A 15,882-nucleotide genomic window follows, 5' to 3' on the forward strand; every position below is an offset into this window, starting at 1 on the left:
AATATAGAGACGTAGTATGCTACGTCTCTATATTCTCTCTAGATTTTAATAATCAAAATACAAAATATTAGTGTTGACATCTCAAATATTTCGACTATTCTAGAAATATGGTTAAGAAAGATACGGCTCGCTATGCAGATATGTTTGCTGCACTCGGGGCGGAGCCACGGCTTGAAATCATGCGGCTGCTGTTTGCAGCGTATCCACAAGGGATGACTGTGGGTGAGATTCAGGAAAAGCTTAAAATCCCGAACTCAACCCTATCTCACCATTTGGAAAAGCTGCGGAACGAGGGGTTAGTCAATAACCGTAAGGATAAGCAATTTCTGTGGTACTCAGCGAACGCTGAGACGATGGAGGATTTGCTTGCTTTTTTAATGACAGGGAGAACCAGGGGCGAAAGTAGCGCAGAACCGATTGGCGATACATCGCCAAAAGAAGAGTTTATGTTTGAAAAATTTTTTGCGTCAATCCTTGAAAAGCTATTTGGGTTTGCATCTGAAAAATTCCAACTTAGGGGTTTTGAAAAATTCACCCAAAAAGCTATTACAGCTATCCTTTTGGCTCAACGAGAATCTCGCCGCTTGGGGCATAAGTTTGTGGGAACCGAGCAAATTTTGCTAGGACTCATTAGTGAAGACAGTGGTATTGCATCACAGTTGCTTACTAATGTGGGGGTGAACTTAGAAAATGCTCAGATTGAGGTAGAAAAAATTATTGGCAGAGGTAGGGGTAATACATCTATTTTTTTCCCCTTCACGCCTAGAGCTAAACAGGTGTTGGAACTATCGGTAGAACAGTCGCGACAACTTGGTGTCAACTATGTTGGCACAGAGCATCTGCTGTTAGGTATTCTTAAGGAAGGTGCAAGGGGTGCAGGAGAGGGCGTAGCAATTAGAGTTCTGCAAAATTTAGGGGTAGATTTGGTTTCTTTTGAACAACGACTGCGGAGAGCTTTGGCTTAGACAGATGGGGTGTTTCTGGAGTAGTTGCCTAGAAGCACCTAATATTTTATTTGTGTGAAAGTGCCTGCGCAAAGCGCATAAATCGCGCCAGATTCCCGACTTCTTAAAGAAGTCGGGAATCTTGTGTTCATGAACGATTTAGGGTTGCTATAGTGTTTTTTTATGACTTCAATAAACTGAGATCTCGCACCTGTTGCAACAGTGAGGAGGCAAAACCTCCAAACCCTCGTTACCAGGTTGAACCTGGTAACGAGATATTAGAGCCTCTGGCTCTTGTTGGGTGCAAGATCTGAATAAAATGAGGTGACTTTTCTGGAATTTGAGACAAAGGCTTTGTAGAAGTTAAGTAACTAAGTCCAAAGAAACATAGCATACATTTATTTTTGCCGACTTATTTAGTAACTAGCTTCTAAGAGTGTGGGAGAGAAATCAATATGAAACTGACATTTTTGTTAACTGCTGTAACTTTATTAAGCACAATATCTCTAGCCACTCCCGTTCCTGTTAAAGCAGAAAACCCTGCTCAAGTCCGGCAATTGTTAGAAACTGGAGAATGTTTTGGGTGTGATTTAAGAGGAGCTAACCTCAAAGGCGCTCACCTCATTGGTGCTGATTTGAGGAATGCGAATTTAACAGGAGCTAACCTGAAAAATGCCAATTTAGAAGGTGCTGATTTAACTGGTGCCAATTTGCAATCTGCTAATTTAACAGAAGCATTTCTCAATAGTGCTACCTTAAATAAAGCTAACCTCACCAATGCTAATTTGAATAATACTAATTTATATAGTGCTGAAATTGAAGATGGTGTTTTGGTAGGTACTAATTTATTGAAATGATACTAAAAGGCTTCATACTGGCATAAATAAGCAAAAATTCTTGTTCCCAAGCAGTAGCCCGGGAACAAAAACAAGAAGTCTATTGCCTGAATTTACCAAAACCTTGGCGGGAGCGTGAAAGCCCCTGAAAAGCAGGTACGTAGTGCCGTACTTCGTGATCGACGCCAGGGGATGAAACGCGGCTCGGCGCTCATTTATTCAGCCATCCACTTCTCTATGAGCGTGGGAAGTGTCTGTCTTAACCGTTCTTGCCAATTTGGGATAGATTTCAATTTGACCGCTAATTCTTTATCTAATCGAAAACACACAGGGCTACTGGTTAACGGTTTGTCTCTATTAGTTGTATACCTATCTTTGTGACCTTTACGGAATGGCATAGACGCTCAATGTATATAGATGTATACTTGTATGTATAACACAGCAGGGGGGAGGTGATACGACTGTACGCAACACAACAAATGCTTATCAAATTAGATCAACACAGCATGAATGTGTTGGAGTTTCTAGCAGAACAATCTAACAAGCTTCGGAATTGTGCAACCTATCTGCTAAGACAAGCATATTTCACGTTTGGAGAAGTATTAGATGACTCGTTTGGGCTTCATGGAGAATTAAAAAGCAATCCACATTATCAGATTTTCTACTCACAAGCGGCGCAGCAAGTTTGCACAGAAGTTGCTGAATCATTCACTAGCTACAAAGAATTGTTGCCATTGTGGTATTCAGGACAATTAAAAGATAAACCTAGCCTGCCCAAATACCGCAAGAAAAACGGTTTGGCTGGTTGGACTTATCCGAAACAAGCACTTAGTTTTGATATTGAAGCTGGTTTAATCCGTTTGCCGCTTAGCAATGCATTCAAAGCGTTGTTTGGCTTTGATAGTTTATTTGTAACTATGCCTCATAATATTAAATTTGAGGCAGTTAAAGAACTAAGAATATTGCCACTAAACAACTGCTTTTATGCTGAGTTTGTTTGCAGGCAAGTAGAAAATACACCTCTTGAATTGGATAAGTCTAGAGCACTAGGAATCGATCCTGGAATAAATAATTGGCTCACTTGTGTACCAAATACGGGCGACAATAGCTTTATTATTGATGGGTTCAAGCTAAAATCTTTGACACAGTGGTACAACAAACAAGTCGCAACTATCAAAGAAGGAAAACCACAAGGTTTTTGGAACGACAGGCTTTCCCACATCACAGAAAAACGTAACCGTCAAGTTAAAGATGCGCTCAACAAAGCTGCAAAGCTGATTGTTAACTATTGTCTGACTCAAAATGTTGGTACTATTGTTTTTGGTTGGAACCAAAGCAATAAAGATGGTATTGAGACAGGGAAAGTCAACAATCAAAAGATAGTTCAAACACCGACAGCACGTTTGAAAAAACGAATCGAGGAAATGTGCAAACAGCACAAAATTCAATTTGTTGAGACAGAAGAGTCATATACTTCCAAAGCTTCTTTTTTGGATGGAGATAGTTTGCCAAAATACGGTGAGCCAGCGCTGCAGGAGGGTTTCCCTCCGCAGGCGACTGGCGAACCTCGAAGAGGTGAAAAACCCGATAACTGGAAGCCATCAGGAACAAGACCGAAGCGTGGACAATATAAAACCAAGTGTGGTGATTTCATTAATGCCGATTGTAACGGTGCAGCGAATATTCTTCGCAAAGTAGAGACACAGCTAAGCTTGTGCTTGGTTAAGGTCTGTAGGGCAGTGCTGACCCTGCCTACCAGGATAAAACTCTGGGAAACCAAAACTAAAAAGCGGAACAGGACGGCTTTAGCCGTCCTGTTCCGCAACAGTTTAGAATCCCCTCGCCTTTAGGCAGGGGAGAGGTCAATCACCAGTAATCGATAATTCATCAACCCAGATTTTGGGACATACGCCTCCCGGTGTCAACTCTGGTTCTTTTTCCACAAAAATAATTGACTTAAGCAGTTCGAGAAAATCTCCTGCAACAGTGGCTGATTCAATGCTTGTCTTCACACCTTTGTTGACAAGCCAACCATCAAATGGTAAAGAAAAAGAACCTTGTAAAGCTTTCACGCCTGCATGCAGAGCTTGTAAATCATCGATAAAAATGACACTTTCTGCCGTTTCCAAGCTCAATTCCTGTTCGCCAGGTGCGGCGGCAAAAACGTGATAGAAATTAGGGCTGACAGAGACTTTTGCACCAATATTGGCGTTACCTGTCGGCTTGGCATTCATCCTTTTAGCAGTTCCTGCACTGTGGAGAAAACCTGTTAAAACCCCATTTTCAATTAACGAAACTTTGCGGGTGGGAGTTCCTTCACCATCAAAAGTTTCTGCACCAACGTTTGCTGGATGCAGTGCATCATCGTACACTGAAAGCAAAGGAGAAGCAATTTGCTTGCCTAAGTCATCAGGGGTAGATAAGCTTTGCTTGTCTAGAATACTTTGAGCATTAAACAAGTTGGAAAAAGCACCCAATAAACTTAAGAAAGCATCTGGTGAGAAAACAACTCGATATTTACCAGACTTGATTTTTTCATAATTCAAGTGGCTGATAGTTTTCTCTGCCGTTTCTTTGATGCAACCATTAATGTCTAGAGTCTCTAAACTCCGGTTGATTCTAAAAGCACCACCACTGCGGGGTTTTCTCCCGTCTTCCTCAGTTTTGCTGTAAAGATAGATTGATGATATGGAGTGGGATTCTGTTCTCATCGCGCCATCGCTATTGAGATAAAATTTATCAATATCTCTTTGCGCCAAACTGTTATATGGCACTCCTTTAATAGCCGGATGAGCTGTGAGGACTTCTTTTTCAGCAGCTAACAGGCTTTCTATAAGTTGAGAAACAGGTGCTTGAGGTGCTTTTTCGTGTGATGAATTATTCAGGGGAACAGTAGACTCTGGACTAAAATCAGGGACATTTTCTTTCACCCCAAAAAAACTAGCTTCGTAAGCCGTTTTTAAAGCTAATTCAAGTCCTTTGGGATCTACATCTGTTGTGCTGGTAACACCCATTGTATTGTCTTCATTCCAAACACGAACGGTGACACCAGAAAGATTAGAAGCTTTCACTTGCTTAGGCTCACCTTGATCCACTTGCACACTTGTTGCATCTGCTGTTGAGCCATAGATATCGAATTTCTTGATGCCAAGTTTATCAGCACTTTCCTTGGCGTAATTTGCAATCTCAGTGATGTTCGCCATAGTTAATTTAAAATTCACCTATTTTCTCCCTCCCAGGTAGAACCTGGGAGTGTATTGCAGGAGGCAGAGCCTCCTGGTATCGTGTGGCAGAGCCACATGGAAGCCATCCCCAGGTGGAACCTGGGAACGGGTTAGTCTAAACCTGGGAACGAGTTAGCGTCCGCCTACGGTAATCGAATCAACTTTGATGTGGGGCTGTCCTACAGTTGTGTAGATACTGCCACTGACAGAACCACAGAAGCCGGCTGCAAGGGACAAATCTTGAGAACACATGGAAATTTTGTTCATAATTTCCTTAGCTTCACCAATGAGGATAGCTCCCTTCAGTGGCTTGGTGATTTTGCCATTTTCAATCAAATAAGCTTCATCTACACCAAAGTTAAATTGACCTGTAGCACCAACGCTACCGCCACCCATCTTTTTGCAGTAGATACCTTTATCTACAGAGGCAAATAAATCGTCGGTCGTGTACTCACCAGTAGCAATGTAGGTATTACGCATCCGGCTAGCAGCAGCAAAGGTAAAATTCTGACGGCGTCCACTGCCGGTTCTGGGGTGTCCGGTACGCACTGAACCTGTTCTATCTGCTAGGAAGTTCTTTAAAACGCCTTTTTCAATCAATAGCGTTCTTTGAGCTGGCATACCTTCGTCATCCATATCAATTGAACCGAAGGCGTTTTCGGTTCGCCCTTCATCCCAAGCTGTTAAAGCTTCGTGAGCAATTTTTTCACCTTTTTTGTCAGCGAAGGGAGTGGTGTTGCGTTCAATTTGAGTGGTTTCCAGCAGGTGTCCGCATGCTTCGTGGAAGATAACCCCACCAAAGTGATTCGCCATGATGATGGGGTAAGTCCCTGATTCTACATAATCAGCATAAAGCATTTTTCCTGCTGATTCTGCAATGTGCTCTGCTGCTTCTCTATAATCCCAAGCTTTCAGGAAATTGGGATCGCTGGTATTGCCAGCACGTTCAGCCATGGAGGCGCGATGAGCACCGTCAGCGCACAGGAGGATAAGTCCTACCGACTGGGTGAGGCGAATATCACGAGCAAAAGTGCCATCACTGGCGGCAACTAAGACTTCTTGCCAATCACGGAAATAGGTGGCGCGGCGTGATTGTACGTGGCTTGCTTTTTGCTGTAGTTGGGCAGTACCATCAAGAAGAACTTCTCCCATTTCCCGGATGGATGTACACAGAGGTAGCCAGCCATCTTTGCTTCTTTTGGTAGCGTAGTCTCGCAGCAGTTCCAGGTTGATTTCTGGGATGAAGGCATTGGGAGCAGGAAGTTGTAATCCCAGGATAGAAAGACCTTTTTCCAAAGCTGCTTTCAAACCAGAAAAGGAAAGGTCATTGGTGCTAACGTAGCAATCTGCTTTGCCACGAAATACTCTGACTCCTGCACCTGTGGAAAGACGCGGTGCAATGCTGGTGATGGCGTCTTCTTCTGCAAGGCAGCTAATATAGTTGACACGCTCCAAGAAAAATTCAATAAAATCAGCACCAGCAGCACGTCCCAGTCCTAAGAGGGTAGACAAGGGAGCTTCCCAAGATTCATCGAATCGCTCTGGTGTGGAGGAGTATTGTAAAGTGGGGAGTTGTTTGGAGAGCAGTAGAGTATTTGTAAGCATCAGTAGCCTCAGAAAGCTGGCATTATCGGAGTGTTATGGCGGTTCTCAATTGACTGAGTATAATCAGTTAACACCCATAAAAGTCATCATATTAGGGGCGTGAGTGATTCTGTATGAAGCCCTATGAGGGATTGAAACCAGTCTAACAAATCCGTGTAAGCCACAGTCGGTAATCCAGCTTTTCATGCAGGTAGGGATATCCGGCTTGAGGCAAAGCTCAGAAGAATTCAAAAGAGATTGCAGGTTGTTGTGAGCATTATACAAACCGTTACTGAAAAAATGCAGACGCTTCCGCCAGAGAAACGGCAAGAGGTTCTAGATTTTATTGAGTTTCTACAAAGTAAAATACCGCTACAAAATTCAAACAAAGAAAACAGAGAGCCTATTTCGTTTCTGATCACTGCTTAGGAGTCTGTCGGCTGTGTTGATGGAGGTCCCGGAGATTTGGCGACTAACAAAACATATCTTGTGGAACGGGCGTCTCACCCGTCCTAAATTCAGGGCGGGCATCTTTTGCCCGCCCCACAAAAACTGTATTCAATACAACTGAGAACCGCCATAACGGGCAAATTGAGCTGTGAACTGTTCCCGGTCTATACCGCCGCCTAAAGTTAGTATTGCTTGGGGATGAGGTGCTTGGTAGTGGGCGATCGCCAGTCGAACTGGAATCATACCCAACAGGATGACGAGAAAACCTGCTAGAGCAATAATCCAATATCTTTTGAGTTGGTGATCTAACTGTTTCACCTTAAATTCTAGATATCTTGCTGCTGTAGTTTTTCATATTCAATTAAGCGAATAGACAAAAGAATTTCTGCTAAGACACGCTCAAATGCATAGTACCAGCCATGCCAACCATCGAAGATACCACCTTTGAGGATAAGGCAGTAGAACAGGATGATGAAGGGAGCTAATATTTTTTGCTTGCGAATGCGATCGCCCAAGCTCAGTTCACTCTCAGGAATCTGTGTAAGCTTCTTGACTTCAATCACCATGTAGCGGTCTTGCGCCCAAAGCCAGCGATTTAGAGGTTTACGGTCATCATGGTAGATGTAGGAAGAAAGCTGCTTAGAAGTTCCTTCCACAGTAACTCGATGAGCGTGACCATCATCTTTGTAGACTGCTTTTTCTCGTTTATAAAGAACTTTACGTGGTGGGAGTAAGGTACCGTGTAGAGGTTTGCCAAAGACGCAGTATTTAAATCTAACGATATAGCTATCAACTTCCGAGTTTTTTGGTAAGGCTTTGATTTCAACATTGAAGTCTTCAGAAAGAATATAGTCTGCGTCTAGCGAAAGTACCCATGTAGATTCAATTTTCGATAACCCGTAATTACATTGATTTGCAAATGAGTCAAATTTTCTGTGAAAGACCTCTACTTGAGGATAGGCCTGCAAAATCTCCAGTGTTTCATCATTACTCAAGCTGTCAATGACAACAATCTTCTTTGCCCAAGAGAGACGTTGGAGGGCGCGTTGAATGTTGGGTGCTTCGTTGTATGTGAGCAATAATGGTGTAATTTTTTCTATCATTGGTATAGGAATGATATGGCACTGGTTGCCAATAAATAAAGATTTCTAAAGAAAACCTTGCTTAAGAATTTTCATGTATATCTCAATCAAATTTTGAGCAATGCAATTCCATGTATACTTTTTTTGAACTAGTTGGCGGGCGCGATCGCCCATATCCTTACCCTCTTGAGGATGACCCAAATAGCGATCAAGAGCAGATACAATTGCAGGGACATTAACGTCTGTAACATAACCAAGTTGATCTTGTTGAACAACAGAAGCTAAAGCAACACCAGGCGTAACGAGGACAGGGAGACCAGCAGCTAAAGCCTCTAAGACTGCGACTCCAAAGTTTTCGGAGTGGGATGTGAGCGCAAATAAATCTGACCCTTGGATGAATAAGTTTTTCGTCTCTCCTGTAACAAATCCAGCAATATGAGTGCGATCACGAATGCCATTTGAGATGAGAAGAGATTCTATTTCTCGTTCGTATTCTAGAGAACCGCTACCTGCTAAAACCAAGGTGAAGCGGTAATAAGTGAGTTTCCCTAAAGCTGGAATGAGATAATCCAGTCCTTTTTTCGTATGCAGACGAGACAAAAATAAAATGACGAGTTCATCTGTAGGAACGTTAAGATGTTGCCTGAGACGATGGCGAGCGTCAGGCATATATGGAGGAATGAAGAGTCCATGAGGTAGGACAAAGCTAGGAGTGTTTAAACCTAAGGAGGCAATTTCTTGCTGTTCTTGTTGAGAAGTGCAGTGGAGCGCTTTAGAGCAATTAAGGTTAGCGCGTTCTATCAAGTTGAGATAAATATTTTTTTTAAGAGTACTTTGTTGCAAAGACCATTGACAAAGCAGACCATCTGGTGTTGTTATGTAAGGTACACCTCTAAGTCGCGCAATTGCCATCGCTACGGTAGATGGATAGGAAAAAAGGGCGCGAATATGCAACAAGTCATACATAGAAATGTGCTGCCATAGCCATGCTGTGAGTTGACTAGAAAATGCAAATTCTCGTATAGATACAGCAGATGGCGAAAATCGAGGAAAAAAATACACTGGAACTTGTTGGTATTGAGTGCGTTGATCTAGAGGTACATCCAGTATTTTTGAACCATTATCGTTAGTCGTTGCGATTTCAGCATCTACACCACATTCTCGTAAAGCCTTGACCATTTCTAGAGTGGAGCGACTTGGACCGCCTCGCACCTCGGCTATTGAGGCAATAACATGAAGAACTTTCACCATTTAGCTCCAAATAAATTATTTCTGTTTATTTAGACAACTTGATTTTCTAGTGTTTGTTGCCAGTATAAGTAGGCGTTCTCTGTGTTATCAACTTCAATCAAATACTTTCCTAGTGCAAGGTACATGAGGAGGGCAAGCAGAGAAAAGGTGAGATTTCCTAACAAAAATGCTTCTGCAAGGCTTCCTACAAGAAGGGACGCCAGACCAGCAATAACTGTGCTACTCTGCAGAAAGTAAATAGGTTTTCTGTGAGTAAGCTTGTTAAGCTGAAGCATCATCTTCAAACACTCTAATCCAAACATGACTAATGGTAGAAATCCTAACAATCCAAGACTTGCTCCAGCCGTTAACCAAGAACTTTCGCCATAACCTAAACGCTCCCCATACAAGGGAACACCGAAAAGTGGGTAATTGATAAACTGATTCCATAAACCTAACCAGACACCTTCACGCGTATTAGTACCTGAAAGGAATTTGTCAGTCGCTGCGGTGTAAGAAGTCCCCCAACCTGGCATGTCTTGACTAAAAAACGGCAAAATAACAGCCAACACAATACCAACGAAAATGCCTAAACGTAGCAGACTACCTGCTCTATGGCGGTAGAAAAACAAAATTGACACTATTCCCATTATTATGCCAGTGCGAGACGCGGTTAGGAATAGAGCAATCATTACGAGGATTAGACCAACCATCCAGCAGGTTTTTACCCAATCTCCTTGCTTGCGGCTTTCAATGAGGAACATGAAGCAGGGAATATTAGCTGCTAAGAGAACGGCAGCGTGGATAGGGTTACCACTCGTTCCCAGAAGCCATCCATGTACAAATGTAATTGCATACACATCGAAGAGTGCTTGGTAGGCATTGACAATAACAAAAATGACGCCAACCATAGCAAGTGACCATACACCTAGATAAAAATTTTGTTCATCCTGTAGCCAACGAGAAGGTCCTAGCCTGACCATCAGTACAACTGCTCCAAAAGTCAACACAGCCAGGAAGGCAAAGCCAATATTGCCATAAACTAGCGTCTTGAAAAAAATCACAATCTGAACCAAAATCAGGTATTTGAGTGGCTGTGGGGTCAGCCGACGACGCCATCCATTCTGTGTTAGGAATCCTAGCAGGAGAAGGCAACATAGCAGAATAATTGCCAACGGTCGCCCTACATTGCGTAGTTGCTCCAAGGGAAAGACCAAAGGAGGAGCCTGTTTTATCCACTTATTTTGGTACTTTGCAATAGAAGCTGCAAAACAGCACAGTGTAAATAACACCCAAGCTAAACGACGTGAACGTTTAGCTTGATACACCACTAGCAGAGCAATGGTAATGCTCACGCAGCCATAGGGGCTGGCGATGAGATCCAAAAGTTGGCTAATAAAACTTGAACCCATAAGTTATTTTTCCCTACAAGTCCGTAGAAGTATGCACAACAGGACTATTGCTTGTGTTTCACTTAACTCGTTTTGTCTAATATTAGGTTGTGGATCAGTTCCCTCCAACGGCTTGCCCAGATATCCGCAGCATAAGGAGCAGCCAATTGTTGCGATCGCTTTCCCCAAGTAGATAAATCTTCGTAGCGTTGATGTAGAATCAGCAATGCTTTTGCTAAAGCTTCAAGGTTATCTTTAGGAATCATTAAGCCATTGTACCCAGGACGAATCACCTCAACAGCCGAGCCACAAGCATCTGTACAAACAATTGGTAAACCAGCAGCAGCAGCCTCAACCAACGCTAAAGGCCAAGGATCTAATCGACTTGGCAGCAGAAATGCCCCAGCAGACTGCCAAATTTTTTGCATTTGTGTTGGTTGTAAAAAGCCGCAATTGTCAATTCCTGGCTGTCCTTGCAGTTGTGATGATAGGGGTCCTTGACCACAACAAACTAATTTCCAAGAATCTGATACCTGGCAGCGATAAAGTTGGTAAGCTTCTGCTAGCAAATCAACAGCCTTTGCCGAAACATATCGACCGACAAACAGAAAAGAACGAGGCCAACAAGTATGTAACCGTTTTTCCCAGAGCGGGAACCAAGCATTGTAATCAATACCGTATAGCCCACGCACAATTTTTGCAGGTAAAACACCCAAGTGAGTTGCATATTGCCAACTGCGTTCTCCGCTGACAACAACGCGATCCATACGTTGCAAAAATGAATGCAGCATCCACGGAGCTAGGTGTTGTTTCCATGTACCCCACCAAGGGGTATCCATGCCCATAATTAAGGCTGTATGAGAGAGTTCAGATGCAAAAGCTAAATGACGATAGGGTTGGTGAAACCAGCCACTGAGAATGACCACATCTGGAGATTCTGCCAACACCAATGACTTAACTAGGTTAGCCTCCTGTCTTTCTTGAAGATTTAAGAGCCGACAGGGAATATCCTGCATCAGTTGGTCAGAAAATGCCGTCTGAGTGCGAGCTTGAAAGGCAATAACAAACACATCAATTTCTGGTAAGAGATGCAAGGCTCGCCAGCACGCAGCCATGTAACCAGAGATATCAGACCAACAGAAAACAACTTTTGTACTCACGGCAACTTCCGGCATTCAATGCCAAGTTCGTTATGCCACCGTTTTGGATCTTCTACTTCAGAAAATGCAGAAATACCAGAATCTCCTATGTATGCTCGGTGGATATCTTTAAAGCCAACATTTTCTAGCTCAAGTGACAGTGATTTGTAGTCCCACATCCAAAGGTGTTGACCTCCGCTGACCCATTCTTTCAAAAAGGCAACTAAGTTACGCTGGCGATTTTCTTTGCCCAACCAAGTTATTCGCATGAATTCTAACGCAGCCTTAGAAGAGGTGGAATGAATGTAATTTTTTACCATAAACTCAAGATCGGGCAAAACAAAACGAAATATTCCTCCGGGTTGCAAATATTGGTAGCAGTGTTTGAGAGCTTGACGAAGCTCGTTTAAAGTCAGGTGTTCAAGTACATGTGAACAATACAAAAATTCAACACTTTCTTCTGGAATTGGCAGTCCTTTAACAATATCTCCATACCTAACATTTTGTGGAAATCTTCCATAAGAACCTGATGGTATTAGCTTGCCAATAATAGGTAGTTTTTGTAAGAGAAGCGCAGGGCTAGAATCAAAGTTAAGCCATTGGTTGGGTGCACAAAGTCCACAGCCAAATTGGGTATATTGTGTCTTTGCTTTCGAGGACATAGTACGTTGTCATTTTTAATTGAGTTATGCAAACTGTTTAAATGCATTCATTAATCGATCTACACATTGCGACCAGGTATACTGAGTTGCATGCTTAAGCCCTTTCTGAGCATAGTCTTTGCGAAGACGAGAATTGTTATCTAAGTTAATAAGAATATCCACAATGACATCAGTTGCTTCTGGGTCAACTACAATACCTGCATCCCCCACCACTTCCGGTAGAGAGCCTTTATTAGAAACAACAGCCGGGACGCCAGCAGCCATTGCTTCCAGCGCAGGCATACCGAATCCTTCGTAGGGCGAGAGAAACAACAGGGATGATGCGCCACGCAGCAGGCGGGGTAAGTCTTCATCTGAAACCATGCCAAGCAGGGTCACGTTCGAGTGAGTTTGAGCTATCTCAGTATAAGGAGCTTCAGGCTTACCCGCCACTACAATATGTAGGTTACTTTGATGCTGACAAAGAGCCTCTGCAACGGCTAAAACAAAATCCCCTCCTTTTTTTTGACGCAAACCACCAATGACGAGAGTATATGGTGCTTCGACTGGGCGTTCCAATTCTGCTCCATTGACTGAAGCAATATCAAAAAAGGATTGTTCAACACCATTTCCGATAACTATAATATTTCGTGGATCAGCGCCCAACAGGTCTACCATTCGCTGCTTGGAAAATTCCGACACAGTAAAAACAACTCGACATTCAGACAAAGCACGACGAACCCAGCGCTCCCACTTGTAGCGAAACCATCGATGTTGCCACGTGTGTGACCAAGGTAAGTCTGGTTCAAATGCTTGAATGTCGTGAATAGTAACAGCTACCGGGCATTTTGACGCCGGAATGTAGGTTTCCATAGGAGCGTAGAGCCAGTTCGTTTCATAAGGTAGATATTTATCCATGCGCGGATAACCAAAGAGTTTCCACGTACGCTCAATAGCGTTTTCTTGCATGGGAAAAGTATGCATGGGTAGTTTGCGTAGTAGACATCGTGGGTCAAGCTTACCGTCGCTTCCCAGCCATTGTTGTGAAAATAGCAACTGTAACTCTACTTCCCTTCTTTGTGCAAGTCCAAGCAAAATGTGGTTCATATGTCGCCCTATTCCTGTGCAGGGGAGGTAGGTACGAATGGGATGAATAAAAGAAACAATATTCACTATCAGTTGAACTCTGAATACACAAATTTACTCAACTCTTATCTTGCAGTTCCTCGTTCACAGGCTCAAGCCTGTAAGCTAATGGTGCTGAACACTAAAATTCAGACTCTTGAAAGAATTTCATGTTTGAAATTTTAAAACAAACTTGTAAAGGGTATGATAACGTTGATTTATTAATTTATTGCGTTTGATTTTTGTATAAAACCATAAAATGGGTTTGAGCAGCAAATCTTGTAGCGCTATTTTTCCCTTAATAATCAAAGATTCAGATTTTAAACGATACTTTAAAAAAATGCTGCGGCGAGACATTATAGAGCTTTCCTTGATTCCTGCCCAATGAATGAAAACCATTTCCTTTTTGTGATCAGGCATACCATAACACCAAGTTTTATAAATTTTGTTCTCAAAATAAATAGAACCAGGCATTGGAGACCAGGTTAAACGACTTAAGTGAGGCATTAAATCATGAATAGAAGCATATTTGATATCACTACTGTGAACCAGATAATTTAGAAAGAATTGATCCGTATTTCGTGCATTGAGTTGAAAGCGATTTTTTTGCAGGAACAAACCAACTTCCTCCAAATATTCAATACTAAATAAATTTTTCTTAGAGATCCATCTTCCAGAATTAAAACCTTGTACCTTGTTTTCAATTACCAATTTTTCTCTTAAAAAACCAGGGTTATAGACTTGATCAAGACCGCCTTCAAAATGAAAAAAATCACAATTGAGAGTATCAAGAGCAGTAATCAAAGGTTCAAGGTTATTCAAGACTACGATTCTGCTATCAAGATAAATGAATTGGTCTAAAGGTCCCCAAAAGCTAACAAAACGCCTAAACCAGTATGGATTTGTTGGTGTGCTACTAATTTCAAGTTGTGATCCAATTATCTCTAGCCTTTTGAAAAGAGGGTTTTCAAAAATCTTAAAAGAAAAACTCTTTTCTAGGGATTTAAGTTTTATATAATTGTTATCAAAAGGGATTAAATATAAAGATAAAGACGGATTAAATTCACGAAAGCTTTCTAGAAAAGCTATAGCCCAGTTATAAACTGTGTCGTTTGCCAGAAAGTATGCTCCTATGAGTTTTTCCTTTTTCATAAGTTAACAGCAATGATTTTTTAGTGATTGAGCAATCTGTTAAAACTCCCCTGGATACCTCCTACACCTACCATACACAAGTATAAATTGTACAAATATGCTGATTTATTCCTTTGAGATTTAGCCAGAAGGATAGCAAATGCATACCTTGAAGCTAAATACGAAAAACCTATTAGTGATCTGAGGTAATTAAACACAGTTATTTTTTCCTTCATGTACACTCTAGAATTTCCAAATCCCAAACCTGCTACCTTAAAAAAGTCAGAGTTTAGTTTATTGGGAGATACCCAATGATGGACTAGAGCTTTGGGAACATAAATTGCCTTGAATCCTGCTTGTTTAGCACGAGTGAGATATTCAACTTCATCTCCACGATTAATTTTATTATTTTTGTTTTGGATACCTGTGTGCATAGATCCAAGCTGCTCATAAACAGAGCGACGAAAGGCAAGGTTTGCAGCTAGAGGACCTGGAAGATCCACTGGAACAACTTCATCACCTAAATCGTAAGCAGAAAGAAGTTGCTCTAATTTAGAATTTAACCAATCTGGAGGAGCTACTACTTCCCACGAAAGCAGAATACGCCCGCCAACAATATCGATACAAAAATTTTCAAAAGCTTCAATGAGTCCGATGAGCCATTCCTTATCAAATTGAACATCATCATCAACTATCGCGAGAATTTCACCTTGTGCTTCTTGCAAAGAGCGATTTCTTGCAATATTAGCTCCGGCTCTCGTTTCATTAAAATATTTCAAGGTATGAGGAAATGTTTTCTGATAATCAGCCAACAAACAAAAAGTATCATCCGTACATGCATTAGCAGTTACTATAACTTCTAATGCTAGATAAGAAGGTACTTCAATCTGAGAAATGCTGTCTAAAGTTTTCTGAAGTAACGATTTTCTATTATAAGTAGGAATAACAATAGAAACTGATTTGTTCCGAGTTTTAGTTGCTAAAGATTCTTGAATTAACATATTTTTCTAAATCTTGCTTGTGTCTACTTAGGTTAAGTTTATATCTTGTATCAACTTTAAAGCTTTAAGACCAAATTTTAGTTGGAACCTTGTTGTAAAACATG

14 protein-coding genes and 2 pseudogenes are annotated in these 15,882 nt (G+C 41.8%); 5 read left to right on the plus strand and 11 right to left on the minus strand.

Going from position 1 to position 15,882, the window contains the following annotated elements:
* Nucleotides 1–140: 140 nt before the first annotated feature.
* From ACM0OZ_RS14825 to ACM0OZ_RS14840, 4 genes and pseudogenes are all read left to right on the plus strand, one after another.
* Nucleotides 141–356, plus strand: a pseudogene (locus ACM0OZ_RS14825) (ArsR/SmtB family transcription factor); the annotation flags it as partial.
* Nucleotides 357–470: 114 nt separating this feature from the next.
* Nucleotides 471–959, plus strand: a pseudogene (locus tag ACM0OZ_RS14830) (Clp protease N-terminal domain-containing protein); the annotation flags it as partial.
* A gap of 440 nt (nt 960–1,399) precedes the next feature.
* Nucleotides 1,400–1,801 (plus strand): pentapeptide repeat-containing protein, encoded by a 402-nt coding sequence (locus ACM0OZ_RS14835; RefSeq protein WP_414583581.1) that lies wholly within the window; start codon nt 1,400–1,402, stop codon nt 1,799–1,801.
* 458 nt (nt 1,802–2,259) lie between these two features.
* Nucleotides 2,260–3,630 carry an RNA-guided endonuclease InsQ/TnpB family protein gene (locus ACM0OZ_RS14840; RefSeq protein WP_414583582.1) on the plus strand — a complete coding sequence of 457 codons (1,371 nt, stop codon included), beginning with the start codon at nt 2,260–2,262 and terminating at the stop codon, nt 3,628–3,630.
* A gap of 12 nt (nt 3,631–3,642) precedes the next feature.
* Here the strand turns inward: ACM0OZ_RS14840 and ACM0OZ_RS14845 are convergent, their stop codons facing one another.
* Nucleotides 3,643–4,983 (minus strand): TldD/PmbA family protein, encoded by a 1,341-nt coding sequence (locus ACM0OZ_RS14845; protein WP_414583583.1) that lies wholly within the window; start codon nt 4,981–4,983, stop codon nt 3,643–3,645.
* Between the two features lie 153 nt (nt 4,984–5,136).
* On the minus strand, nt 5,137–6,609 hold the full coding sequence (locus tag ACM0OZ_RS14850) for a TldD/PmbA family protein (protein ID WP_414583584.1): 1,473 nt from the start codon (nt 6,607–6,609) through the stop codon (nt 5,137–5,139).
* 279 nt (nt 6,610–6,888) lie between these two features.
* On the opposite strand from ACM0OZ_RS14850, the gene ACM0OZ_RS14855 reads away from it, so the two are divergent.
* Entirely contained in the window at nt 6,889–7,017 is a 129-nt protein-coding gene (locus ACM0OZ_RS14855) for a DUF2281 domain-containing protein (protein WP_414583653.1), read from the plus strand.
* A 129-nt stretch (nt 7,018–7,146) separates the two neighbouring features.
* Here the strand turns inward: ACM0OZ_RS14855 and ACM0OZ_RS14860 are convergent, their stop codons facing one another.
* From ACM0OZ_RS14860 to ACM0OZ_RS14900, 9 genes are all read right to left on the minus strand, one after another.
* Nucleotides 7,147–7,356 (minus strand): hypothetical protein, encoded by a 210-nt coding sequence (locus ACM0OZ_RS14860; protein ID WP_414583585.1) that lies wholly within the window; start codon nt 7,354–7,356, stop codon nt 7,147–7,149.
* 8 nt (nt 7,357–7,364) lie between these two features.
* A complete protein-coding gene (locus ACM0OZ_RS14865) occupies nt 7,365–8,141 on the minus strand; it encodes a glycosyltransferase family 2 protein (RefSeq protein WP_414583586.1) in 777 nt (258 codons plus the stop codon).
* Nucleotides 8,142–8,186: 45 nt separating this feature from the next.
* A complete protein-coding gene (locus tag ACM0OZ_RS14870; RefSeq protein WP_414583654.1) occupies nt 8,187–9,368 on the minus strand; it encodes a glycosyltransferase in 1,182 nt (393 codons plus the stop codon).
* 32 nt (nt 9,369–9,400) lie between these two features.
* A complete protein-coding gene (locus ACM0OZ_RS14875; protein ID WP_414583587.1) occupies nt 9,401–10,762 on the minus strand; it encodes an O-antigen ligase family protein in 1,362 nt (453 codons plus the stop codon).
* A 62-nt stretch (nt 10,763–10,824) separates the two neighbouring features.
* Nucleotides 10,825–11,901: a glycosyltransferase family 4 protein gene (locus ACM0OZ_RS14880; protein WP_414583588.1), complete on the minus strand. Its 1,077-nt coding sequence runs from the start codon at nt 11,899–11,901 to the stop codon at nt 10,825–10,827.
* The gene (locus ACM0OZ_RS14885) at nt 11,898–12,542 is read right to left on the minus strand and encodes a class I SAM-dependent methyltransferase (protein ID WP_414583589.1); all 645 of its coding nucleotides are present in this window, start codon (nt 12,540–12,542) and stop codon (nt 11,898–11,900) included. Before ACM0OZ_RS14885 ends, ACM0OZ_RS14880 begins: the two co-directional genes overlap by 4 nt.
* A 24-nt stretch (nt 12,543–12,566) precedes the next feature.
* On the minus strand, nt 12,567–13,694 hold the full coding sequence (locus ACM0OZ_RS14890) for a glycosyltransferase family 4 protein (RefSeq protein ID WP_414583590.1): 1,128 nt from the start codon (nt 13,692–13,694) through the stop codon (nt 12,567–12,569).
* 120 nt (nt 13,695–13,814) lie between these two features.
* Nucleotides 13,815–14,798, minus strand: coding sequence for a hypothetical protein (locus ACM0OZ_RS14895; protein ID WP_414583591.1), 984 nt, complete (start codon nt 14,796–14,798; stop codon nt 13,815–13,817).
* Between the two features lie 20 nt (nt 14,799–14,818).
* The gene (locus tag ACM0OZ_RS14900; protein WP_414583592.1) at nt 14,819–15,778 is read right to left on the minus strand and encodes a glycosyltransferase family 2 protein; all 960 of its coding nucleotides are present in this window, start codon (nt 15,776–15,778) and stop codon (nt 14,819–14,821) included.
* Nucleotides 15,779–15,882 lie beyond the last annotated feature (104 nt).

Source organism: Scytonema sp. PCC 10023 (genome assembly GCF_963920835.1).
In the GTDB taxonomy this organism is placed as follows: Bacteria; Cyanobacteriota; Cyanobacteriia; order Cyanobacteriales; family Nostocaceae; genus Kalymmatonema.